The sequence below is a fragment of the Longispora urticae genome (assembly GCF_053902585.1).
In genome coordinates, this window is record NZ_JAQZSH010000041.1 from 364111 (window position 1) to 385193 (window position 21083).

The window sequence follows — 21083 nt, forward strand, 5'->3', positions numbered from 1 at the left end:
ACCATCCACGTGTTCACCGCCCTCGCCCTGTCCTTCGGCGCGATCTTCCTCGCCGAGATGGGCGACAAGAGTCAACTGACCGCGATGGCGTTCGCCGCCCGGTACCGGGCCTGGCCCGTGCTCGGCGCGATCGCCGCCGCCACCGCCTGCGTGCACGCCGTCTCCGTCGGGGTCGGCTACGGCCTCGGCCTGGCCCTGCCCACGGCGTGGATCTCGCTGGCCGGGGGCCTGGCGTTCCTCGGGTTCGCGGCCTGGTCGCTGCGCCCGGAGCCCGACGGCGAGGAGGAGGCCCGGCCGCTGGGCCGCCGGGTGCTGCTGGGCGTGGCCACCACGTTCTTCCTGTCCGAGCTGGGCGACAAGACGATGCTGGCCTCCCTGACCCTCGCGGCGGGCGAGAACCCGGTGGCGGTGTGGGCGGGGGCCACGGCCGGCATGATCACGGCGGACGGCCTGGCGATCCTGATCGGGTACCACCTGGGCCGCCGCCTCCCGCAACGCACCATCCAGCTCGGCGCGGCGGCCCTGTTCGCGATCTTCGGCACGGTCCTCCTGATCCGCGCGGCCACGGCCCTCCTCTGACCCCACCCCGGAACCCCTTCTCCGGGTACGCCGCGCACGGCCCGCCCCGGGTCGGTCTCCGACTCCGGGGTGGGCCGTGGCCTACTCGACCTCCGACAGCAGCCCCGTCACCAGCTCGCGGGGCAGGCCGTGCGTGTCGTGCAGGTAGTGGAAGTCCTCCTCCCGCAGCCGCCCGCGCGACCGCTGCCGGTCCACCACGGGCCGCCCCCGACGGAGCAGCTCCCGGAACCGCCGCTCCTCGTCGAGCAGGACGTCCCGGACGGGTCCCACCCCCACCTCCTGCCCGAAGTGGTCGAGGGTGTGGCCGATCAGCACGTCCGGCAGGTCGGACAGTGTCCGGGACCCGTCGCCGCGCCACAGCCGGGTGAGCACCCGGCGCACGAGCCGGCGGAGCACGTACCCCTGGCCGGTGTTCGACGGCCGGATCCCGTCGCCGAGCACGACGATCCCGGAGCGCAGGTGGTCGCAGACGATCCGCAGCGACTCCCCGTCGAGGTCCCAGATTGGGGGGATCCGGGTCATCCACGGCTCGAACCCGTCGGACCCGTACACGGACCGGTGGCCCTGGAGCACGGTGACCATCCGTTCCAGGCCCATGCCGGTGTCCACGTTGCGCCGCACGAGGGGTTCGAGGCTGCCGTCGGGGTGCCGGCGGTACCGCATCATCACGTGGTTCCACACCTCCACCCAGCGCGGATCGCCGGTCGGGGTGCCCTCGGGCGGGCCGTCCCCGGTCCACACGAAGATCTCGGAGTCCGGCCCGCACGGACCGGTCGGCCCGTTGGACCACCAGTTGTCGTCGCTGGTCAGTTCGACGGGTACGCCGAGCTCCGTCCACACGTCGAGGGACTCCGTGTCGGGGCCGACCTGGTCGTCGCCGCCGAACACGGTGACGTGCATCCGCCCCGGGTCGACGCAGAACCCGTACCGGAGCAGGTCGTGGCCCCAGCGCAGGCTCGTCGGGCCGTCGTAGTCGCCGAGCGACCAGGTGCCGAGCATCTCGAAGACCGTCAGGTGGGTGTCGTCGCCCACCTCGTCGAGGTCCGTGGTGCGCAGGCAGCGTTGCACGTTGACCAGTCGGGTACCGCCGGGATGCGGGCGGCCCTCCAGGTACGGGGTGAGCGGGTGCATCCCCGACGTCGTGAACAGGACGGGGTCGCCGGGCGGCGGGCGCAGGGTGCTGCCGGTGAGGCGGTGGTGGCCGTGCTCGCGGTAGTACCCGATGAAGGTGTCGAGGGTTTCCTGGGTGTTCATGGCGGTGGGCCTTCCGGTGGCGGGCAACCGGAAGGGACCGCTGGCACGGCCGTGAACAGGTCAGGGGGCGCCGGCGAACCGCTTCCGGTCGCCGGGGATGGTGAGGGTCAGGCAGCGACGACCGACGAGCTGGTAGCTCGTGCGGCCGCGGTGACGTGACTTCTCATCCCCCGACTCTACGGCGGCGCCCCGCCACCCGCCGAGTGATTTCGGGAGCACCTCCTGTGGGGCGCTAGAGTCGGGCGCACCATCGCGATCTCAGGGAAGTTCTGTGCCACATCTGCTGGATGACCTCGACGGCCTGACCGGACGGGCTCAGGACCTGCTGCGACGGACCGGGCGGCGCGATCCGCCCGACGCGTTTCGGATCCCCACCGACGTCCTCCGGGTGCGGAACGCCGAGGGACGGCTCGTCCCGGCTCCGATCGAGCTGGTGGTCCGTCGCGAGACCTTCCTGGCCAGGTACGGCGGGCTGCGCTACGACGTCCGGGGAAGCGTGCTCATCGGCGGGGTCCGCCACGACCACACCCGGTCGTGGGACTTCCACGTGGACGACGACGGCCTGACCGGCGACCGTCGTGGGTGGTGCTTCTCCTGGCTGGGGCCACACGTGTCGTGTCCGGTGCGGTTCCTCGCGCACAGCGACGGACGGGTGGGGGTCAGCGACGGCGGGCCGTTCCTGGAGATCGCCGCCTCCGTGCCGCACCTGATCGAGACCCACGCGATGACGGACATGGTGGCGTCGTGGGACCCGGCTCCCGGAGCCCTGGAACCGTGGGTCGGCAGTGACCTCGGCATGGACGTGGTCGACAGGCTGGAGGGGCTCGAACCCGTCCCGGAGGCATCGGGCGCTGTCGAGACCTGGCGGCTGTCGGCCACGGTTGCGGTCAGGGACTACCGGACGTGGGCGGACACGAGCCCCCGGGGGCGCGGTGTCCAGATCTGGACGCGGGGACCCGAGGGCGCGCGCCAGGTCACCTCCGCGCGCCGCATCGCGGGACGCGAAGCTGCGGCTGACCGGGCTTCCGGGCTGAGCGATCCGGCGGACGGGGAGGTCAGGCCTTGGCAGCGATCAGCGCCAGCACATCCTTGATCATCTTGGTGACCGCGGCAGCCGAAAGCTTGTTGCCCTGGATCAGGGTGACGTCGACCAGCTGCCCCTTCACCTGCACGCCCCCGGCCGCCTGCACCGACTCGCTCGGGATCGCCTTCCCCCTGCCGACCACGACGTAGGCCGCCTCGCCGACCCCGGACAGCGTCTCCGCCTTCCCGTCGATCGTGCCCTCCGCGCCGAGCTTCGAGCTGGCGATGCCGCCGCCCTGGTCCGCGGGCATGGCCTTGGTGATCCCGAAGGACGGTGCGCGCGGGTCCTCCTGGTCGAACTGGCAGCCGCCGCCGGGCGTCTCCTTCATCGTCACCGGGCCGCCCAGGATCGCGCCCACGTCGGCCACGGTCAGCACTTTGCACGGGTCGAACGCGGCGGCCGGCGCGGCGGAGTCCGGGCCGGTCTTCGCGGACGCGCTGACCGTCGGGTCGCCCGCCGGATCGCCCTCGCAGCCGGCCAGTGCGGGCAGGGCGAGCAGGCCGGCGGCGAGCACGGTCAGGAGGGAGCGGCAGGAGGGAAGCATCGGGTCTCCAAGCGGTGAGAGGCCACCGCAGCCTCGGTCACCGACGCACGCCTGTCAATGTCGCGGGGTCGGGCTTTGTCGGCTTTCGCGTGCGGATCCCGGTCCGGCTGTCGCATTGTCGACCCCGCAGTAGGCGAGGATCGCGGCGAGGCACTCCCCGGAGTCCCGGGCCGCGTCGACGGTCAGGCGGGGTTCCGACCACGGCTCGTAGGCCAGGGCGCGCACGTCCGCCCAGTCGGGGGTGCCGGCTGGTCGGGCTCCGGGGCGCGGCCCTCGATCCGTCGGCGGTGCTCGGCCGGGTCGGAACAGACCACTTCCACGACCTTGAGGGGTACGCCGTGCGCCGCCGCCAGGTCGCGCCAGCCCCGCCGGGCGGCCTCGACGGGGTTCACCGCGTCCACCACGACGCCGAGTCCCAGGCCGATCTGGACTCCGGCGACGCTGTTGGCCACGACGTACGCGCCCAGGCCCGTCGGGTGCGCCCGGTCGATCCCCGCCCGCCACAGCGCGGCCTCGATGGCGTCGATCCGCAGCCAGGTCATCGCCAGCCGCTCGGCGACCGCCCGGCTCAGGCCGGTCTTCCCGACCCCGGGCAACCCTCCGAAGACCACCAGCATCGCGCCAGTCTCCCAGAGCGCCGTCCGCCGGGCCGCCCCGCCGGCTCGTCCGTGGCCCCTCCTGCGAGGGAGGGCCGGCGGGGATCCGTGCACCGCCCGACGGCACCCGGTGGGGAAGCCCCGGGCGGCGCGACGGCTTCCGGGGCGGGTCGCGTCAGGCCGATCACGCGGCACCGGCCCGGAAGCCGTCGTCGCCCGGCCGGTGAGGGGTGGTCGGCCGGGTGGGTGGGTCAGTCGAGGACGTACAGGGTCCAGCGGGTGGGGGAGGTGGCGCGGAGTTCGTACACCGTGCCGGGTCGGAGGGTGACCCGGCCGTGCGGGGCCGTGGGCAGCGCGCCGACCGGCAGTCCGGCGCGGCGCAGCCGGTAGGTCCGGCCCGGCGTGAACCATGCGCCGCCGGTCACGGCCCAGTCGACGCCGTCGTGCTCGATCCGGTAGGTCTCGCCCGCGGTCATCCAGTACACGAATGCCCCACCACCGTCCAGACGCAGACAACTGACCCGGAACCGATCGGCGGCGCTCAGGGTGGCGAGCGTACCGAGGGCGGTAGCGGTGAGTTGGGCGATGGGCATGGCGAGCCTCCTATGTAATGACTAGGTCAGGGTGCCACGTCGCCTACGTTCTGTGATATCCCGATCGGGTATAACGTTGATCTTATGGAGCTGGATCTTCGGCACCTTCGGGTGTTGTGCCAGGTCGCAGAGTCCGGGAGCGTCTCCCGGGCTGCCGTCGCGCTGGGAGTTTCCCAGCCCGCGCTCACCGCCAAACTCGGCCGGATCGAAACGGCCCTGGGGGGCAGGCTCTTCGAGCGCGGGCCACAGGGCGTGGAACCGACCGCGCTCGGACAGTTCGTGCTGAAAAGGGCGCGGGGCATCCTGTCCGAGATGGGGGAGCTCGTCGCCGGCGGCCGTCCCGGGAACGTCGGCGCGTTGCGGCTGGGCGCCCTGCGCAGCAGCTTCATCGGTACGTTGCTCGTCCGGCTCCAGCAGGACCTCCCCGGTCGCGACGTCACGACCCGGGTCGACTCCTCCGGCACCGTCGTCGCGCAGCTGCTCGCCAACGACCTCGCCGACGTGGTGGTGATCGGCGCGCACAAGGGCCACCTGCCGGCCTGCCCGCCCGGCGTCCTCGAACGGATCATCGTCGACCCCGAGCCGCTGTACGTGGTGCTGGCCGCCGACCACCGGATGGCCTGCCTCGACATGATCGAACTGGCCGACCTGGCGAAGGACTGGTGGATCGGGCCGCCCGGCGGGGACGACGGCACCCTGGCGGTGTTCCGGGAGGCGTGCGAGGCGGCGGGGTTCTCGCCCCGGCTGCGGTACACGAGCCTGGAGGCGATGGACGCCGAGCAGCTGGTCGCCACGGGGCAGGGCGCGATGATGTGCGCGCCGACGTACCCGGGCCGGCGCGAGGTCGTCGTCCTGCCGCTCGCCGGCCAGCCGCTCCAGGGCCACCGGGTGCTCCGCTGGCGGCCGGACGCGGTGTCGGCCGCCGAGGTGGACGTGATCCACCGCGCGACCATCGACGTGTACTCCGACGCGCTGCGCCGCAACACGACCACCCTGCCCTGGTGGGAACGCCATCCGGAGACCCACCCGGTGATGTGGCCCCCGGACGTCCCGCAGGCTCCGGCCCAGCCCCCGGCCCCGGACCAGCGGCGCGCGTCCTAGCCGGACCCGGGCCCCACAGCCGGCGGCACCGGTCGCGGGCCGCCTGCGGTGGGGTTCGTCGGCCCCGGACACGGGAAGGGGCGGGCACCCGGAGATGCCCGCCCCCTACTCAGAGCCGGATCAGCTGACGTTCAGCGTCACGTCGTCGATGACGAAGTTCGTGACCAGGCTGGAGTCCTCGGTACCGGTGAACGTCAGGGTGACGGTCTGGCCGGCGTACGCGGACAGGTTGAAGGTCTTCTGGCTGTAGCCCGTTGCCTTGTTCAGGTTGCTGTAGCTGGCCAGGGTGGTCGAGCCGACCTTCACCGTGAGCTTGTCGTACTGCGTGGAGGTGGTGGTCTCCTTGGTGTCGATGTGCAGCCAGTACGACAGGGTGTAGGTGGAGCAGCCCGCCGGGACGGCCACCGACTGCGACACGGAGGTCGTGTTGGTGCTGCCCTTGCCGCCGAGCAGCGCGAGCTTGGTGCCGCCGTGCGCCGGCTGGGTCGTCGTGCCGGCCCGGATGACGCCGGTCGAGGCGGTCCACGGCGTGGCGGTGGTGGCCTCGAAGCCCGAGTTGCCGATCACCTGCGCGGCCGTGCAGCCGCCCGTACCGCTGACGGTCCACGTGAAGCTGGTCGTACCCGTCGCGTTGGTGGTGTCCTTGGCCGTGACCGTGACGTTCGAGGTGCCGGTCGCGGTCGGGGTGCCCGAGATCAGGCCCGTCGAGGCGTTGATCGTCAGGCCGGCCGGCAGGCCCGTGGCCGAGTAGGTCAGGGTCTGGCCGGAGCCCGAGGAGGACGCCTGGATCTGCACGCTGTCGGCCACGTTGACCGTGGACGTCTGGTTGCCCGGGTTGGTGACCGTGACCGTGTTGCCCGGGGTGCTGGCCCCGGTGAGCAGGCAGCCGGGGACCGTGAGGTCGAGCACCCGCGCCGAGGTCAGGCACGTGGTGAACCAGTAGGTCTGCTGGCCGTAGCTCTGGTCCCGGTACGCGTGGGTGGTGCCGTCGGGGTCCACCTCGCACGGGTTGTTCAGGGTGCACATCGCGCCGTCCTCGTTACCGGTGTTGTTGACACCGATGACGTTGCGGGCGCTGTCCAGGATCGGGGAGCCGGACGTGCCGCCGATCGTGGCGCACGGCTCCGTGTACTTGATGGAGTCGTGCCACGTCCACGCGTCCTCGCGCAGGGTGGGCACGTACCCGGTGATCCCGCAGTTGTAGGTCGTCTTCCAGTAGCCCGACGGGATCGTGATCGCGATGCCGCTCACCGGGTGGGTGGGCGCGATCGTCATCGCCGTCACGCCGAAGCTGGTCTTGATCGAGGCGAAGGTCGTGTTCAGCTGGTACAGCGCGACGTCGGTGTTCGTCATCGTCGCGTAGATCAGCTTGTCGGCGCGGACCGTCCCCAGGCCGGTACCCGCGTCGTTGAGCAGCGTCCCGGAACGGGTGCTGGTCTTGTTCTGCAGCACCACGCCCGCGCCGGGCATGCCGCCCTCGTAGCAGTGGCCGTTCGTCAGCATCAGGGCCCGGTCGGAGTCCACCGAGTCCGGGTACCGCACGAGCGACGCCGAGCAATTGTTCAGCGCGATGGTCGCGTTGAGTCCGGTGGCCAGGACGCCCGGGGTCGCCGGGGCGGCCGTGGCGGGGGTGGCGGCGCCGCCGGCGATCACAGCCGCCGCGAGCAGGACCGCACCGAACCCGGTGACGAGTCGTTTGCGCATGGAAACTCCATGTGAGAGGGGTGACAGTAGACGGTCGACCACCAGGTGATAGTCCACCGTCGATGGCACTGTACTACTTAGCGAGCGTTCAGGGGACGCCCCTGGCAGGCCGACCTGCGTGGACACCGGGCGGACACCGGGCCGGGCGGCCGGCGGCGGCGCGGTGACCGGCCGTCCGGTCCGGGCAGGTGGCGGTCGCCCGGTCCGGTGCGTGCGGCGGTCGCCCGGCCGCCCGCCCTCAGGCCGCGATCCCGGACCGCAACCGGGCCAGGGAACGCTTCAGCAACCGCGACACCTGCATCTGCGAGATCCCGATCTCGGCGGCGATGCTGCTCTGGCTCATCTCGCCGGAGTACCGCATCCGCAGGATGCGCCGCTCCCGCGCCGGCAGCGCCTCGACCAGCGGCCCGAGGGCCAACCGGTCGTCCACCCCGGCGAAGCGCGGATCGACCTCGCCGAGCACCTCGCCGAGGTCGCCGTGCGCGTGGCCCGGGTGTGGCACGTCCAGGGAGGCCAGCCGGTAGGAGTGCGTCGCACCGAGGGCCGCGGCCACGGTGGGGACGTCGACCCGCAGGTGCGCGGCCAGTTCCCCGGGCGTGGGCTGCCGGCCCAGCCGCTGGCCGAGGTCGGCGGTCGCGGTTAGCACGTGCCGGGACAGCTCCTGGACGGACCGGGGCACCCGGATGTCCCAGCAGGAGTCCCGGAAGTGCCGCTTGAGCGCGCCGAGGACGCAGGGCACGGCGTACCCGAGGAAGGGCACCTCCCGGTCCGGGTCGTACCCGTCGACCGCTCTGACCAGGGCGAGCGCGGCCACCTGGGCCAGGTCGTCACCGGGCTCGCCCCGGCCGGAGTAGCGCCGGGCCAGCTGGTGGGCCATCGGCAGGTTCTTCTCGATCACCCGGGCCCGCAGGGCCGCGCGGCGCGGGTCCCCCTCGGGCAGGCCGGCCCGTTCGGCGAGCAGGAGCTCGGAGGTCTGGCGGGTGGGGAACAGTCGGGTACTCATGAGGATCAACGCCCTTACGGGACACGCCGCGGTCTGGTACGGCACCGTGGAAGGGTGCCGTCGGAGCGACCGCGGGGTCCGGGCGGCGACGCGCCCGCGCGGAGAGCCTGTGTGTACCCTACGCCGGAAAGCGCCCCCCGAACCGGATCGCCGGCCGCTTTCAGAGAACGGTCACGCCGTCGACCACCGAGCGGGCGAGATCGGACAGCCCGAGGTTGCCGGACCGGGCCGTGTCCCGCAGCAGGGTGAACGCCTGGTCCATGTCCAACCCCCGGCGCTCGGCGATGACACCCTTGGCCTGCTCGATGACGACCCGGCTGTTGAGCGCGGTCTGCAACTGCTCGGCGAGGGTCTCGCGGTGCCGGATCGCGCGGGCCTGCAACAGCCCGATGGTGGCCACGTCGGCCAGGGCCTGACCGAGCCGGATCGTCTCCGGGCTGAGGGCGCCGGGCTCCGCGTCGAACAGGTTGAGCGTCCCGATCACGTCGGCGCGCAGCCGCATCGGCAGCGCGTGCACGGCGGCGAACCCGACGGCGCGGGCCTCGGCCGCGAACCGGGGCCACCGGTCGGCGACGGCGGACACGTCGGGCACGGCGATCGGCCGGCCGGTGTGGAAACACTCCGGGCACGGGCCCTCGTCGGTCTGGATCTGGAGCAGCTCCAGCATCCGGGTCCGCTCCGTGGACGCCGCCACCACCCGCAGCGCGCCGCGCTGGTCGGTGAGCAGCACCCCGGCCGCCGCGACCCCCAGCACCTGGGCGCAGCGCACCGTCACCTGGTGCAGGAAGTCGAGGACGTCGAAGTCGTCGACCAGGGTGTCCGCGAGCTCGACGAACGTCTCGGCCAGCAGGTGCTCAGTCATCGTCGCCCACCTCGGTAGCCCTCTCGACGCAACGCCTCACCGTTCGTTCTGGACCTCCGGGGGCGGTTCCGGCCCGCACCGCGGCACGCGTCCGACGGCGTCGCGGGCCACGTCCCGGCGCGGCGCGCCCACCGGTCACGGGGCTCCCGGTACTCCGCGACCCACGGCGTGCAGGTGGCCCAGCGCCTGGCGGTAGGAGTCGACGATCCCGGTCTCCGCGTACGGGACGCCCAGCTCCCCGCAGTACGCCCGGACGATCGGCCGGGCCCGGCGCAGCGCACCGCGCGGCATGCTGGGGAACAGGTGGTGCTCGATCTGGTAGTTCAGCCCGCCGAACAGCGCGTCGACCAGCCGGCCGCCCCGCACGTTGCGCGCGGTGAGCACCTGGCGGCGAAGGAAGTCCGTGTCGTCGTCCGCCGACAGGATCGGCATGCCCTTGTGGTTGGGGGCGAACGCGCAGCCCAGGTACACCCCGAACAGCCCTTGTTGCACGGCGGCGAAGGCCAGCGCCTTGCCCGGGGGCAGGACGAGGACGAGCGCGCCGACGTAGGCGACCGCGTGCAGGGCGAGCAGCCCCGCCTCCAGCCCCCGCTGCCGGTAGCTCTTCTGGAGCACCGCGCGGACACTGGCCACGTGCAGGGCCAGGCCCTCCAGGAGCAGCATGGGGAAGAACAGATGCGCCTGGTACCGGGCGATCCGCAGCCCCGCCCCGCGCCGCCCCCGGGCCTGCGCCTCGGTGAACACGATGGCCTCGCCGCTGATGTCGGGGTCGTGGCCCTCCTGGTTGGGGTGCGCGTGGTGCCGGTGGTGCTTGTCCACCCACCAGCCGAACGCGAGCCCGATCGCCAGGTTGCCGTGCGTCAGCCCCACGAGCTGGTTGGCCCGCCTGGACCGGAAGATCTGCCGGTGCCCCGCCTCGTGCCCGAGGAAACCGGACTGGGTGAACACGAACGCCAGGAACACGGCGACGACGAGCTGCCACCACGAGTCGCCGAGCAGCGCGAACGCCGTCCAGCCGGCGACCATCAGCGCGGCGTTGACGGCGATCCGGACCGCGTACGGGCCGGTGCGGCGGTCGAGGAGGCCGGCGGCGCGGACCCGGTTCATCAGCTCGGCGTAGTCGCTGCCGGCGGGGCGGCGGGGGGAGGGGACCCGCTGTGCGGCGCCGGGGGCGGCCTGCTGGGGCGTCCGGCCCGCGGCGGTCCTGCTGTCGGCGGCCCGGCTCGCGGGGGCGTGCGGGACCGCCTGGCCCGGAGCGGCCTGGTCTGTGGTGTTCATGGGGAGCCGCCCTGCTGGAAAGTGGTGCGCCTCCGCACGCGCGGAATGCAGCCACCGGGGTCTAGGGCGACACCCAGAGTGTAGCCCCCGCCACCCGGCGCGCACCCGTGCCCCGGGAGCACCGGCGGACCTGCTCCGTTTCCACACCTCGTGACAGAAACTGCGGTTGCCTGGCACAAGACGGTTGAAAGGGGCTGTTCGCGGAGGTTTCCCCGACCATAGTCTCGCGCCACCACCCCGCCAAGGACATGGAAGGAGAACGGTGAGCACATCAACACGCTTCAGCGCCCTGCTCGGCCTCGCGGTCGTCGCGGCGCTGGTACCCCTCTCGGCGCTCGGTGCCGCACCCGCCGTCGGTGACGCGGTCACACCGGAGTCCCAGTACGTGACGCAAGGGCCCGGGATCGTCGGAGGTACGGAGGCGCACGTCGCCGACTACCCGTACGTCATCGTCGGCACCCGGGCGGGCGGCCCCCGACCCCAGGGCGCCTCCTGTACCGGGTCGGTCGTCGCCCCGCGCAAGATCCTGATCGCCGCGCACTGCAAGTACGCCGACGGGGAGAAGCGGTTCCTCTACGGGCTCGACAACTTCTCCAACCCCGCCGGCGGCACCTGGGTCGAGGTCCTCGACTACAAGGCGCACCCGAACTACAACTCCAACAACGGCTGGCAGACCGGCTGGGACGTCGCGGTCGTCACCGTGGACCGGGACATCCCGGTGCCGGCGGGGTACAAGTACCCCCGGGTGGCGGGTTCGGGCGACACCGCGCTCACCGAGGTCGGCAAGACGATCCACTTCGTCGGGTACGGCCGGATCGCGCTCGACGAGAACACCAGCAGCATCCTCAAGCAGGCCGACTTCCCGATCCTGGCGGCCAGCCCGTGCAAGTCGATCCTGGGGACCTACAACGCGGAGTACATGGTCTGCGCCGGCTACTCCGACGGCCACGACAGCATCTGCCAGGGCGACAGCGGGGGAGGCGCGCTCGTGGACGGCGTGATCGTGGGGGTGTCCTCGTTCGTCAAGTCCGGGTGCAACGGGGTGGCGGGCTTCGGCCGGCTCACCAACGCCATGGGTGACTGGGCCAACCGGGAGATCAGCGGCACCGGCCCCGGCCCGTCGCCGACCCCGACCGCCCCGACACCGACCCCCACGAAGCCGACCCCGACCCCGACGGGCGGCCCCGGCCAGTCGCCGACCGCGAGCATCTTCGCGTTCTGCCAGCAGTCGGCGTGCCAGTTCGACGGGCAGTACTCCCGGGACCCCGACGGCACGATCGTCGGCTACGCCTGGGACTTCGGCGACGGGACGACCGGCTCCGGCCGCCAGGTGAACCACGGCTATCCGGCGCGCGCCGGTACCTACACGGCGCGGCTGACCGTGACCGACAACTCGGGGCGGACCGGCACGGCCACCCGCGCCATCAGCTGCCAGCAGGTCGGGACGTTCCTGTTCTGCAACTGACCGACCAGGCCCGGAGGATGTCCCCCCGTCCTCCGGGCCGCCCGGCGGGCGGTGGGCCCGCCGACCGGCGGGGGACCGGCACCGCCGGGGCGGGTGAGACTGCCGGACGGCGCACGCGGACGTGTGCTCTCCCGCCCACGTCAGGAGAACGGCGACATGCGACACCCCACCCCGCCGGCCACGCCGCCCCGGCCCCACGATCGGGTCACCACGCCGTGGTGCTCCGCGCCGCCGGCTGCCGGATCGACCGCGAACCCGGCTCGGGCGACGAGGTCGTCACCGGCTGGCGGGTCGAGACGACCATCGTGCTGCCCGACGACGGCCGGGTCCGCACGGCGCTGCTGACGGCGCTGCGGACCGTCGGCGGCGCCCGGGTCCGGGCCGTGGAGACGCTCCAGGTCGAGGGCACGATCCAGATCAGGGCCGATCTGACGGGTACCGCCGACGCGGGCCCCGCCCTCGACGCCGTCCTGTCCGGCGTCGCCCGCGACCCCACGGTGACGGGCACCTCGTGTCGACACCTCGCCGACGAGCCGTGACACCGGCCGGCCCGCGCCAGGTCCGACCCGCTCCCGGTCCGCCGAGGACACCACGTCAGCCAGCGGGCCTGCTCACGGAACCCGGCCGTCGGCGCGGCGACCGGTGCGGGTCCGTTCAGAGCACCAGGTCGTCGTGCTCGTCGAAGATCCAGCCGTCCTCGTACAGGACCTCGAACAGGTGGCCGTCGGGGTCCGTGAAGTAACCGTTGTGGCCCCAGGCGTTGGCCCCCGCCGGCCGGGTCACCGTTGCGCCCAGCTCCTCGGCGCGCGCCATCACCTGGTAGACCTCGTCGGCGCTGCGGGCCACGTACGCGAGCGCGAACCCGGCGAACCCGCCCGCCCCGTGGTCGGTGAGCCGGGCGTCGGCGGCGAACGCCTCCCGGGACTGGAACGCGACCGCGACCCCGCCCAGCTCGAACAGCGCGAACTCGTCGGAACCGGCGGCCGCGCGCTTCCAGCCCAGGGCCTCGTAGAACGCCACGGAGCCCAGCACGTCGCGGACGCCGAGCAGGATCAGGTTCAGTCGTCGGCGCATGGTGCTTCTCCTGGTCGCGGTGGCGGGAGGGTCATCCTGCCACGGTCCCCCAACGGGAGCGCGAGCCGGATGACGTAGCCGTCCCCGGTCGGGCCGGCCACCAGCCGGCCGCCGAGCAGCGCGGCCCGCTCCCGCAGCCCCAGCAGCCCGTGCCCACCCCCGGGCAACTCCTCGGCCCCGGACTGCCGCCCGCCCCCGGGCCCGTCGGAGTCGACGTCCCATCCGAACGGCCCGTGCATGCTCCCGTCCCACCCGGTCTGCCCGTGCCTGCTCCCGTCCATGCCGGTCGGCCCGCGCTGGTTCCCTTCGCACCCGGTCGGCCCTTGCGTCGCGGCTCCGCCGGTGGGCGGCCTGGCCGATCCGGGTGTCCGGGATCCGTTGGGGCGGCGCTCCACCCCGGGCGGCCCTGGGACCCGGTGGGGCGTGGGGGAGGTGTTGGCGACCATGACGTGGAGTTCGTCGGCCGTGGTGGACACCGAGACGGTCGTCGCGGCCCCAGGCGCGTGCTTGCGGACATTGGTCAGGGCCTCCTGGACCGTCCGGTACGCGGCCCGCTGCTGCGCCTCGGGGACCCCCGCCGCGTCGGGCAGCCCGGTGAGCACGGCCCCCTCGTGCTCGCCGACCAGCGCGGGCACGTCCGCGAGCCCCGCCTGCGGCACCGGCCCGGGGGTCAACGGCGCGGACGGGCAGGCGCGCAGGACGCCGACCATGTGCCGCAGCTCCACCAGGGTGCGGGCCGCCCGGCGGCGGATCTCCTCGGCGGCCGCCCGGCCCGCGTCGTCGGCGGCACCGACCCGCCACGCGCCGGCCGTCACGGCGATGAGGCTGACCTGGTGGGACACCACGTCGTGCATCTCGCGGGCGAGCCGGGCGCGCTCGGCGGCCAGTACCCGCTGGGTGGTCCATTCCTGTTCGCGGGCCCGGCGTTCGGCCAGTTCGTCCGGCGGCTGGGTGGACAGTTCGGCCACGGGCCACGGCAGGATCGCGCCGACGGCGACGACGCCCGTGGCCGCGTACAGCCACCGGCGGCGGTGCTCGGTGGCCGCGACGGCGTAGAGGGCGAACACGGCGGCGAGGACGGCCACGCCGGCGAACAGCCCGGGCAGGACCAGCAGCAGGGTGGTCCGGGGCCACCGGCGCCGCAGCGGCAGGGCGGCGGCGGCCAGCAGCGAACAGGTGTAGACGGGGTGTCCGCCGGTCGGGGCGGTGAGCAGCACGTCCGTCGCGGCGGTCGCGACCAGGGCCGCGTCGACCAGCCCGCGCCGCACCGCCGGACCGGGACGGACTCCGGACACCCGCCTGAACGGCCGCCACGGGCCGGGTCCGGGCCGGGAGGGCCTCCGCACGCCGGGGGCCGGTCGACGCTGTCGCCACAGGCCGGGTGTCGGCCGGGAGGGCCGCCCCAGGTCGGGTGTCGGTCCGCCGAGCCACCACGGGCCGGACACCCGCCGGAACGGCCACCGCACACCGGACGGTCGCCCTGGGCCCCGCGACCCGGGCGTCCCGGACGGGCGGCCGATCACGCCCCGCCGTGGTCGACGACGACCCCGGCCTTGTGCGCGATGCCGGCGGCCTGCACCCGGTTGACGGCGCGCAGCTTGACCAGCAGGGCGCTCACGTGGTCCTTGACCGTGCCGGACGCCAGGTACAGCCGGTCGGCGATCTCCGCGTTGGACAGGCCGGTGGCCAGCAGCGCCAGCACGTCGAGTTCCCTGCCGGACAGTTCCGCGACCCGGGCGCGCGCGGCGGGGCAGGGGCCCGACCGCAGGTACCCGTCGACCACCAGTGTCGCGACCTGCGGCGACAGCACCGTGCCCCCGGCGGCGAGCGCCCGGACGGCCGCGATCAGCTCGGCGGGCTCGGTGTCCTTCAGCAGGAAGCCGGACGCCCCGGACCGCAGCGCCTCGTGCACGTGCGCGTCCATGTCGAACGTGGTCAGCATCGCGACCGCGACCGGGGTGGTCAGCGCGCGCAGCCTGCGCAGCAGGGTCAGGCCGTCCACATCGGGCATCCGGATGTCGACCAGCGCCACCCGGGGCCGGTGCCGCCGGGTCACCTCCACGGCCTCGGCGCCGGTCGCGGTCAGAACCTCGAAGTCGCCGGCCGACCCGAGGATCGCGCCGAGGCCCGAACGTACCAATGCCTCGTCGTCGACCACAAGCACTCGCACCACGTGTACCCCCTCAAGACACCTGATCATGTCGAGTGTCGGTCGTCGGGGGCCAGAGTCTGGGCTGTACAAGAGGCGCGAATCACACCGAACCGGCGGGTAGCCGCCCGCCGGTCGGGGGAAGCCGGCCGCCGCTAGTCGACGACGAACAGCCGGGCCCCCGTCGCCGTGCTCGACCGGTGCGCCTCGGTGTCGTCGCCCACCTGGTAGCTGCTTCCGGCCTCCAGGGTGACCGTGCCGCCGCCCGCGAGTTCGGTGGTCAGCGTGCCCTCCAGCACCAGCAGGACGTGCCCCTTGTCGCACCAGTGGTCGGCGAGGTAGCCCGGGCTGTAGTCGACCATCCGGACCCGCACGTCGCCGAACTGCCGGGTCCGCCAGGTCGCGGTGCCGGTCGTGCCGGGGTGCTCGGTGACGGGCACCCGCGCCCAGTCGGTCGTGCCGAACGGGACCGAGGTGATCATCATCCGGCCACCGTAGCGCGGGGGCCGCACCGTAGAGTCCGGTCGTGGCTCACAAACTCGTCGTCGTGGTGCGGACCGACCTCGCCATGGGCAAGGGCAAGATCGCGGCCCAGGCGGCGCACGCGGCGGTGGGCGCGGTACTGCGCAACCTGGACTCGCCCGTGCTGATGGACTGGCTGCGCGACGGCCAGCCGAAGGTCGTCCTGCGGGTGTCGGGCGCGGAGCAGCTGGCCGAGGTGTGCGCGGCGGCGGAGGCGGCAGGGCTGCCCGTCGAGGTGATCCACGACGCCGGCCGGACCCAGGTGGACCCGGGGACGGCGACCTGCTGCGCCATCGGACCGGCGACGATCGCCGACATCGACGCGGTGGCCGGCACCCTCTCCCTGCTCTGACCGCCGCCCCGGCCGGTCGAACCGCTCGGCCCTAGCGACCGCGACGCGACTCCGCCCCGTCCGGTCGCAGCGACCACGAAGCGACTCAGACCCGCCCGGTCGCGGCGACGACGCGCGAGCCCGCCCCGACCGTGGCACTGACGCACCGATCCACGCCCGGCGCCGATCCACCGAGGACCCGCATCCCGTCCGGGCAGGTGGGACACGCGCCGCCCATCCCGTGGGACGGAAGACGTCCAGAGTGGTCCGTGGGGCGGATGGGGCATCCATCGGCGTCGGTCGACTGTCCGACCGATCGGACGCCTTTGTCACGCTCCGTGGCCGAATCCTGGGGAAACGCGGGGTGAACGTAACTCCACGGAGTTGGTGAGCGTCAATGTGTTTCACCTGTCTTTACTCAGGTTACGTGCGCTGTTATACATGCCCTCGTGACGCACGTCACGAACCCCTCAGTGAATGGGAGGCTCCGGTGAACAGATCTGTCGCCGCGGTGGGAACCGTGGTCTTGATCGCCGGAATGGCAGCAGGGGTCGCTTCGCTTGCGAACGCGACACCGTCAATACCCAGTCAGAGCACGGCCATCGCGCAGGCGAACGCCGCCCTCGCGGCGAACCGTGACGCGATCCGTGGAGCGGACGGCGACGCGTACGCCGTCAACCGCACCATCATCGACAAGAACACCGGCGCGACGCACACGCGCTACACCCGGACCTACAAGGGGCTCGAGGTGCTCGGCGGTGACTTCGTCGTGCACAACGCGCCGGGTGGCTCGTTCTCCAGCGCGACGGTCGGGCTGAGCGCCGCGCTGCGGATCAGCACGACCCCGGGGATCACCGCGGACGCCGCGGCCTCCTCGGCGACCCGCGCGTTCTCGGGCAAGCTGGAGAAGGTGGCGACGCCGACCCTCGTGGTGGACGCCTCCGGTGACGGCGCGGCCGTCCTCGCGTACGAGGTCGAGATGTCGGGCGTCAAGGCCGACCAGACCCCGAGCAACCTGCACGTGGTCGTCGACGCCAACACGGGCGCGATCCGTGGCGCGTCCGACGACGTCAAGCACGTCACGGGCACGGGCAACAGCCTGTACCTCGGCCAGGTTCCGATCGACACGACCCAGTCGGGTAGCACGTACTCGATGGTCGACCCGGTCCGTGGCAACGGCACCACCTGTGACATGAACAACGGTTCGAGCACGTGTACGACGTTCACCGACCCCGACAACACCTGGGGCACGGGCGCGAACTCGAACCGGCAGTCGGCGGGTGTCGACGCGCACTACGGTGCCGCCGAGACGTTCGACTACTTCAAGAACGTGCACGGCCGCAACGGCATCTTCGGCAACGGCGCGGGCGTCAAGAGCCGGGTGCACTACGGCAACAACTACGTGAACGCGTTCTGGGACGGCACCCAGATGACGTACGGTGACGGCAACGGCAAGCCGCTGGTGTCCATCGACGTCGCGGGCCACGAGATGGGCCACGGCATCACCGAGAGCATCATCCCCGGTGGTCTGACCTACTCGGGCGAGTCCGGCGGTCTGAACGAGTCCGCCTCGGACATCTGGGGCAACATGGTGGAGTTCTACGCCGCCAACGCCTCGGACCCGGGCGACTACAACGTCGGTGAGAAGATCGACATCAACGGCAACGGCACCCCGCTGCGCTACATGTACGACCCGAAGAAGGACGGCTCGTCGAAGAACTGCTGGTACTCCGGTCTCGGCAGCATCGACGTGCACTACTCCTCGGGCGTCGGCAACCTGGCGTACTTCCTGCTGGCCGAGGGCAACGACTCCACCGAGTACGGTGTCGCCACGACCTGCAACGGCACCACGCTGGCCGGTATCGGTCGGTCCAAGGCCGAGAAGATCTGGTACCGGGCCATGGACGTCTACTTCACCAGCTCCACGAAGTACGTCGCCTCCGGCACCAACGACGTCCGCGCCGCGACCCTCTCGGCGGCCACCGACCTGCACGGGCTGTGCTCCCCGGAGTACAAGGCCGTCCAGGCTGTGTGGACCGGTGTGACCGTCGCCGGTGAGGACGCCCCGTGTGGCGGCACCCCGACCGCCAGCCCGACCGCGACCTCGTCGCCGACCGGTGGCCCGACCTGTGCCGCCGTCACCAACGGCACCGACGTCGCGATCCCGGACAACACCACGGTGTACAGCAACGTCACCGTCGCCGGCTGCGCCGGCAACGCCTCGGCCACCTCCAAGGTCGCGGTGAACATCGTGCACACCTACATCGGTGACCTGGTCGTCAGCCTCGTCGCTCCGGACGGTTCGGCATACGTGCTGCACAACCGCGCCGGCGGCAGCACTGACAACATCAACACGACCTACACCGTGAACCTGTCCAGCGAGGCCAAGAACGGCACCTGGCGCCTGCGCGTCCAGGACGCTGCCTCGATCGACACCGGCAAGATCGACACCTGGACGCTCACGCTCTAGGTATCGCGTTCGTCGAGGGGCCGGTCGCCGTCAGGCGGCCGGCCCCTCCCGTGCGCGCGGCAGTGGCGCCGGTACCCCTCGAGGTCGGGGTTTCGGGGGTCTGTCAGGCAGGTCGGGGGCCGTGCGCGCGCCACTCGATGGCCGGGCAGCGGTCCATCACCACGGTGAGTCCCGCGGCCCGGGCCCGGTCGGCCGCCGCCTCGTCGATCACGCCGAGTTGCAGCCACACCACCTTCGCGCCGATCGCGATCGCCTCGTCCACGTGCGCCCGGCCTCGGTGGAACGACGGAAGATGTCCACCACATCGACGGGTACCGGGATGTCCGCCAGCTTCTCGAACCCCTGCCGCCCGTGCACCGCCTCGCCGGCGGGGTTGACCGGGATCACCTCGCGGCCGTGGTCGAGCAGGAAGCGGGCCACCCCGTGCGCGGGGCGGTGCGGGTGGTCGGTGAGGCCGACGACGGCCCAGGTCTTCAGAGCGAGAATCTCGGCGATCTCCATCGCACCATTGTGCTCCGCCCCGGTGCCGGGCCGCCGCGACCGCCCAGCGGCCGACCCCGGCTCCGGATCGCCGTGACCGACCCGGCACCGGCCGTCTGGCACGACCGGCACGGACCGCCCGCACCCGGCCGGGCTCCCGCCGGGGCCGGACGCCCCGGACGCCGCCGCGTCGGCCCGGCCGCCCCGCCCGGCGGGGAACCCGATCGACGGTGGGGCGGGGGCTGGCTATCCTCGGTGCCGTGACGCTCCGTTATGACGAGGCCGGTACCGGCCCGACCCTGGTCCTGCTGCACTCCGGCGTGTGCGACCGACGGATGTGGGCCCCGGAGTGGGAGCCCCTCCTCGACGCCGGCTTCCGCGTGGTCCGCGTCGACCTGCCCGGCTTCGGCGACTCCCCGGCCCTGCCGCCCGGATACAACGAGGCCGAGGAGGTCACCGCGCTGCTCGACGCGCTCGGGGTGGCGGACGCCGCGCTGGTCGGCTCGTCCTACGGCGGCCGGATCGCCCAGGAGGTCGCCGCGCGCTGGCCGGACCGGGTGACCGCCCTGGCCCTGCTGTGCGCCGCCCGGGCCGGTCGCGCGCCGTCACCGCGGCTGCGGGCGTTCTACGACGCGGAGGAGGCCGCCCTCGCGGCGGGCGACCTCGACGCGGCTGTCGAGTGCAACATGGCCACCTGGGTCGGCCCGGACGCCGACGACGCGACCCGCGCGCTGGTCCGGACGATGTGCCGGCACGGCCTGTCCCGGGAACTGGCGGCGGGGGAGTACCAGCCCCGGGCCGAGCCCGTCGACGTCACCGCGATCACGGCCCGGACCCTGGTGGTCTCCGGCGGCCACGACGTCGTCGACTTCCAGGAGATCGCCACCGAACTGGCCGGGCTCGTCCCGGACGCGGAGCACGTCGCGCTGCCGTGGGCCGGGCACTTCCCGAGCCTGGAGCGCCCGGCGGAGACCACGGCACTCCTGCTGGACTTCCTGCGCGCGTCCTGACCGGGACACGCGCGTCCCGACCGCTGGATCAGCGCGTCCTGACACAGGATGTCAGGGGAGCCGGGCATGCTGGGCCGATGAGCATTCTCGAGATCCGCGGGTACCAGCTGCGCCCCGGCCTCCGCGACACCTTCGACCGGGTCTTCCGGGAACGGATCCGACCCGTGTCCGACGGGTACGGGATCGACGTCGTCCGCGCGGGCCCGTCCCTGGACGACGCGGACGGGTACGTGCTGATCCGCGCGTTCGCGTCCCTGGAGGCGCGCGCGAAACAGAAGGACGCGTTCTACGGCGGACCGGAGTGGCTCGGCGGCCTGGAGGACGAGGTGATGGCCATGATCGCGTCGTACCACACGACGGTGATCGAGGTGGACCGCGCCGAGGACCTCCGGGGCTGAGCCACCCGCACGGGCCACCCGGGGTCGCCCGGGCCGGACCGGCGACCTCGGGCCGCGCCGTCACCGCTTGGCGTACTCGGCGATCTCCCCGAAGTCGAGCATCACGCACGCACCGTCACCGAGCACCTCGGCGTCGTGCCCCGGCGGGATCGCGACGACGTGGCCGGGCGTCAGGTCGTACTCGCTGCCGTCGTCCATGAAGATCCGCATCCGGCCCTCCAGGACGTAGCCCAGGTGCGAGACCTGACAGGACTCGGTCTTCGCGATCGGCTTGACGTCGTTCGACCAGCGCCACCCCGGCTCGAACTGGCCGCGCGCCACCGGACGGTCACCCATCATCAGGACGTCCGCGTGCCCGTGCCCCTCGAACATCCGGGTCTCGTCGGGCTTGTCGAAGCTCTTGTTCAGCAGTTCGGACATGATGACCACCTCTTCCACGCTGAGCGCAGGCGCGTTCCTCCTGAGCGTAGGCACGCGGCCCCGCCCGGTGCCGGGCTTTGCCGAGCCCGCACAGCGGACAACGGGCGCGGCCGGGCGATCTCCCCGCAGGGCGCCGCGGTTCGGGGCGGTCGGTGCCGTTCCGCAC

At 72.8% G+C, this 21083-nt stretch carries 22 protein-coding genes and 1 pseudogene; 9 read left to right on the plus strand and 14 right to left on the minus strand.

Annotated elements, in window-relative coordinates:
* The first annotated feature begins 9 nt into the window (after nucleotides 1-9).
* A complete protein-coding gene (locus PT931_RS29375; RefSeq protein WP_456248952.1) occupies nucleotides 10-579 on the plus strand; it encodes a TMEM165/GDT1 family protein in 570 nt (189 codons plus the stop codon).
* Between the two features lie 81 nt (nucleotides 580-660).
* Here the strand turns inward: PT931_RS29375 and PT931_RS29380 are convergent, their stop codons facing one another.
* Nucleotides 661-1833 (minus strand): alanine--tRNA ligase-related protein, encoded by a 1173-nt coding sequence (locus tag PT931_RS29380; RefSeq protein ID WP_456248953.1) that lies wholly within the window; start codon nucleotides 1831-1833, stop codon nucleotides 661-663.
* 271 nt (nucleotides 1834-2104) lie between these two features.
* On the opposite strand from PT931_RS29380, the gene PT931_RS29385 reads away from it, so the two are divergent.
* Nucleotides 2105-2926, plus strand: coding sequence for a hypothetical protein (locus PT931_RS29385; protein WP_456248954.1), 822 nt, complete (start codon nucleotides 2105-2107; stop codon nucleotides 2924-2926).
* Here PT931_RS29385 and PT931_RS29390 read toward each other — a convergent pair.
* The 3 genes from PT931_RS29390 to PT931_RS29400 all read right to left on the minus strand — a co-directional run bounded on the left by PT931_RS29390 (nucleotide 2889) and on the right by PT931_RS29400 (nucleotide 4650).
* Nucleotides 2889-3461: a hypothetical protein gene (locus PT931_RS29390; protein WP_456248955.1), complete on the minus strand. Its 573-nt coding sequence runs from the start codon at nucleotides 3459-3461 to the stop codon at nucleotides 2889-2891. The two genes, PT931_RS29385 and PT931_RS29390, sit on opposite strands and share 38 nt — an antisense overlap.
* A gap of 182 nt (nucleotides 3462-3643) precedes the next feature.
* Entirely contained in the window at nucleotides 3644-4078 is a 435-nt protein-coding gene (locus PT931_RS29395) for an AAA family ATPase (RefSeq protein WP_456248956.1), read from the minus strand.
* A 230-nt stretch (nucleotides 4079-4308) separates the two neighbouring features.
* Nucleotides 4309-4650 carry a hypothetical protein gene (locus PT931_RS29400; RefSeq protein ID WP_456248957.1) on the minus strand — a complete coding sequence of 114 codons (342 nt, stop codon included), beginning with the start codon at nucleotides 4648-4650 and terminating at the stop codon, nucleotides 4309-4311.
* Nucleotides 4651-4734: 84 nt separating this feature from the next.
* On the opposite strand from PT931_RS29400, the gene PT931_RS29405 reads away from it, so the two are divergent.
* A complete protein-coding gene (locus PT931_RS29405) occupies nucleotides 4735-5751 on the plus strand; it encodes a LysR family transcriptional regulator (RefSeq protein WP_456248958.1) in 1017 nt (338 codons plus the stop codon).
* Nucleotides 5752-5871: 120 nt separating this feature from the next.
* Here the strand turns inward: PT931_RS29405 and PT931_RS29410 are convergent, their stop codons facing one another.
* The 4 genes from PT931_RS29410 to PT931_RS29425 all read right to left on the minus strand — a co-directional run bounded on the left by PT931_RS29410 (nucleotide 5872) and on the right by PT931_RS29425 (nucleotide 10427).
* Nucleotides 5872-7455: a putative Ig domain-containing protein gene (locus PT931_RS29410; protein WP_456248959.1), complete on the minus strand. Its 1584-nt coding sequence runs from the start codon at nucleotides 7453-7455 to the stop codon at nucleotides 5872-5874.
* A 238-nt stretch (nucleotides 7456-7693) separates the two neighbouring features.
* Nucleotides 7694-8458: a SigB/SigF/SigG family RNA polymerase sigma factor gene (locus PT931_RS29415; RefSeq protein WP_456248960.1), complete on the minus strand. Its 765-nt coding sequence runs from the start codon at nucleotides 8456-8458 to the stop codon at nucleotides 7694-7696.
* A 160-nt stretch (nucleotides 8459-8618) separates the two neighbouring features.
* The gene (locus PT931_RS29420) at nucleotides 8619-9320 is read right to left on the minus strand and encodes a GAF and ANTAR domain-containing protein (protein ID WP_456248961.1); all 702 of its coding nucleotides are present in this window, start codon (nucleotides 9318-9320) and stop codon (nucleotides 8619-8621) included.
* Nucleotides 9321-9455: 135 nt separating this feature from the next.
* A complete protein-coding gene (locus tag PT931_RS29425; protein WP_456249003.1) occupies nucleotides 9456-10427 on the minus strand; it encodes a fatty acid desaturase family protein in 972 nt (323 codons plus the stop codon).
* A 433-nt stretch (nucleotides 10428-10860) separates the two neighbouring features.
* Between PT931_RS29425 and PT931_RS29430 the strand changes: the two genes are divergently transcribed.
* Both PT931_RS29430 and PT931_RS29435 read left to right on the plus strand, forming a co-directional pair.
* A complete protein-coding gene (locus PT931_RS29430) occupies nucleotides 10861-12063 on the plus strand; it encodes a trypsin-like serine protease (RefSeq protein WP_456248962.1) in 1203 nt (400 codons plus the stop codon).
* Nucleotides 12064-12278: 215 nt separating this feature from the next.
* A complete protein-coding gene (locus PT931_RS29435) occupies nucleotides 12279-12602 on the plus strand; it encodes a hypothetical protein (RefSeq protein ID WP_456248963.1) in 324 nt (107 codons plus the stop codon).
* Between the two features lie 115 nt (nucleotides 12603-12717).
* Here PT931_RS29435 and PT931_RS29440 read toward each other — a convergent pair whose 3' ends face one another.
* The 4 genes from PT931_RS29440 to PT931_RS29455 form a co-directional block, all read right to left on the minus strand.
* Nucleotides 12718-13137 carry a VOC family protein gene (locus tag PT931_RS29440; protein WP_363720830.1) on the minus strand — a complete coding sequence of 140 codons (420 nt, stop codon included), beginning with the start codon at nucleotides 13135-13137 and terminating at the stop codon, nucleotides 12718-12720.
* Nucleotides 13122-14405, minus strand: coding sequence for a sensor histidine kinase (locus tag PT931_RS29445; RefSeq protein WP_456248964.1), 1284 nt, complete (start codon nucleotides 14403-14405; stop codon nucleotides 13122-13124). The genes PT931_RS29440 and PT931_RS29445 overlap by 16 nt, the downstream gene beginning before the upstream one ends.
* Before the next feature lie 251 nt (nucleotides 14406-14656).
* Nucleotides 14657-15310, minus strand: coding sequence for a response regulator (locus PT931_RS29450; protein ID WP_456248965.1), 654 nt, complete (start codon nucleotides 15308-15310; stop codon nucleotides 14657-14659).
* 131 nt (nucleotides 15311-15441) lie between these two features.
* Complete coding sequence (locus tag PT931_RS29455) at nucleotides 15442-15771, minus strand: DHCW motif cupin fold protein (protein ID WP_456248966.1); 330 nt, start codon at nucleotides 15769-15771, stop codon at nucleotides 15442-15444.
* Nucleotides 15772-15812: 41 nt separating this feature from the next.
* Here PT931_RS29455 and pth2 point away from each other — a divergent pair, with 41 nt between their 5' ends.
* Both pth2 and PT931_RS29465 read left to right on the plus strand, forming a co-directional pair.
* Nucleotides 15813-16160, plus strand: a complete 348-nt coding sequence (gene pth2, locus PT931_RS29460; protein WP_456248967.1) for a peptidyl-tRNA hydrolase Pth2 — start codon at nucleotides 15813-15815, stop codon at nucleotides 16158-16160.
* A 517-nt stretch (nucleotides 16161-16677) separates the two neighbouring features.
* Nucleotides 16678-18609, plus strand: a complete 1932-nt coding sequence (locus PT931_RS29465; RefSeq protein WP_456248968.1) for a M4 family metallopeptidase — start codon at nucleotides 16678-16680, stop codon at nucleotides 18607-18609.
* Between the two features lie 103 nt (nucleotides 18610-18712).
* On the opposite strand, the pseudogene PT931_RS29470 reads toward PT931_RS29465, so the two are convergent.
* A pseudogene (locus tag PT931_RS29470) lies at nucleotides 18713-19110 on the minus strand (CoA-binding protein).
* A gap of 239 nt (nucleotides 19111-19349) precedes the next feature.
* Here PT931_RS29470 and PT931_RS29475 point away from each other — a divergent pair.
* Together PT931_RS29475 and PT931_RS29480 are read left to right on the plus strand one after the other, a co-directional pair.
* Complete coding sequence (locus PT931_RS29475) at nucleotides 19350-20099, plus strand: alpha/beta fold hydrolase (RefSeq protein WP_456248969.1); 750 nt, start codon at nucleotides 19350-19352, stop codon at nucleotides 20097-20099.
* A gap of 77 nt (nucleotides 20100-20176) precedes the next feature.
* Complete coding sequence (locus tag PT931_RS29480; RefSeq protein ID WP_456248970.1) at nucleotides 20177-20497, plus strand: NIPSNAP family protein; 321 nt, start codon at nucleotides 20177-20179, stop codon at nucleotides 20495-20497.
* A 60-nt stretch (nucleotides 20498-20557) separates the two neighbouring features.
* Here the strand turns inward: PT931_RS29480 and PT931_RS29485 are convergent, their stop codons facing one another.
* On the minus strand, nucleotides 20558-20917 hold the full coding sequence (locus tag PT931_RS29485) for a cupin domain-containing protein (RefSeq protein WP_456248971.1): 360 nt from the start codon (nucleotides 20915-20917) through the stop codon (nucleotides 20558-20560).
* Between the last annotated feature and the right edge of the window lie 166 nt (nucleotides 20918-21083).

Coding starts and splice junctions, on each gene's coding strand:
- PT931_RS29400 (WP_456248957.1), bottom strand. CDS start 4,650: ATGCCCATCGCCCAACTCACCGCTACCGCCCTCGGTACGCTCGCCACC.
- PT931_RS29415 (WP_456248960.1), bottom strand. CDS start 8,458: ATGAGTACCCGACTGTTCCCCACCCGCCAGACCTCCGAGCTCCTGCTC.
- PT931_RS29410 (WP_456248959.1), bottom strand. CDS start 7,455: ATGCGCAAACGACTCGTCACCGGGTTCGGTGCGGTCCTGCTCGCGGCG.
- PT931_RS29440 (WP_363720830.1), bottom strand. CDS start 13,137: ATGCGCCGACGACTGAACCTGATCCTGCTCGGCGTCCGCGACGTGCTG.
- PT931_RS29405 (WP_456248958.1), top strand. CDS start 4,735: ATGGAGCTGGATCTTCGGCACCTTCGGGTGTTGTGCCAGGTCGCAGAG.
- PT931_RS29420 (WP_456248961.1), bottom strand. CDS start 9,320: ATGACTGAGCACCTGCTGGCCGAGACGTTCGTCGAGCTCGCGGACACC.
- PT931_RS29425 (WP_456249003.1), bottom strand. CDS start 10,427: ATGAACCGGGTCCGCGCCGCCGGCCTCCTCGACCGCCGCACCGGCCCG.
- PT931_RS29380 (WP_456248953.1), bottom strand. CDS start 1,833: ATGAACACCCAGGAAACCCTCGACACCTTCATCGGGTACTACCGCGAG.
- PT931_RS29395 (WP_456248956.1), bottom strand. CDS start 4,078: ATGCTGGTGGTCTTCGGAGGGTTGCCCGGGGTCGGGAAGACCGGCCTG.
- PT931_RS29465 (WP_456248968.1), top strand. CDS start 16,678: ATGGCAGCAGGGGTCGCTTCGCTTGCGAACGCGACACCGTCAATACCC.
- PT931_RS29480 (WP_456248970.1), top strand. CDS start 20,177: ATGAGCATTCTCGAGATCCGCGGGTACCAGCTGCGCCCCGGCCTCCGC.
- PT931_RS29485 (WP_456248971.1), bottom strand. CDS start 20,917: ATGTCCGAACTGCTGAACAAGAGCTTCGACAAGCCCGACGAGACCCGG.
- PT931_RS29390 (WP_456248955.1), bottom strand. CDS start 3,461: ATGCTTCCCTCCTGCCGCTCCCTCCTGACCGTGCTCGCCGCCGGCCTG.
- PT931_RS29455 (WP_456248966.1), bottom strand. CDS start 15,771: ATGATGATCACCTCGGTCCCGTTCGGCACGACCGACTGGGCGCGGGTG.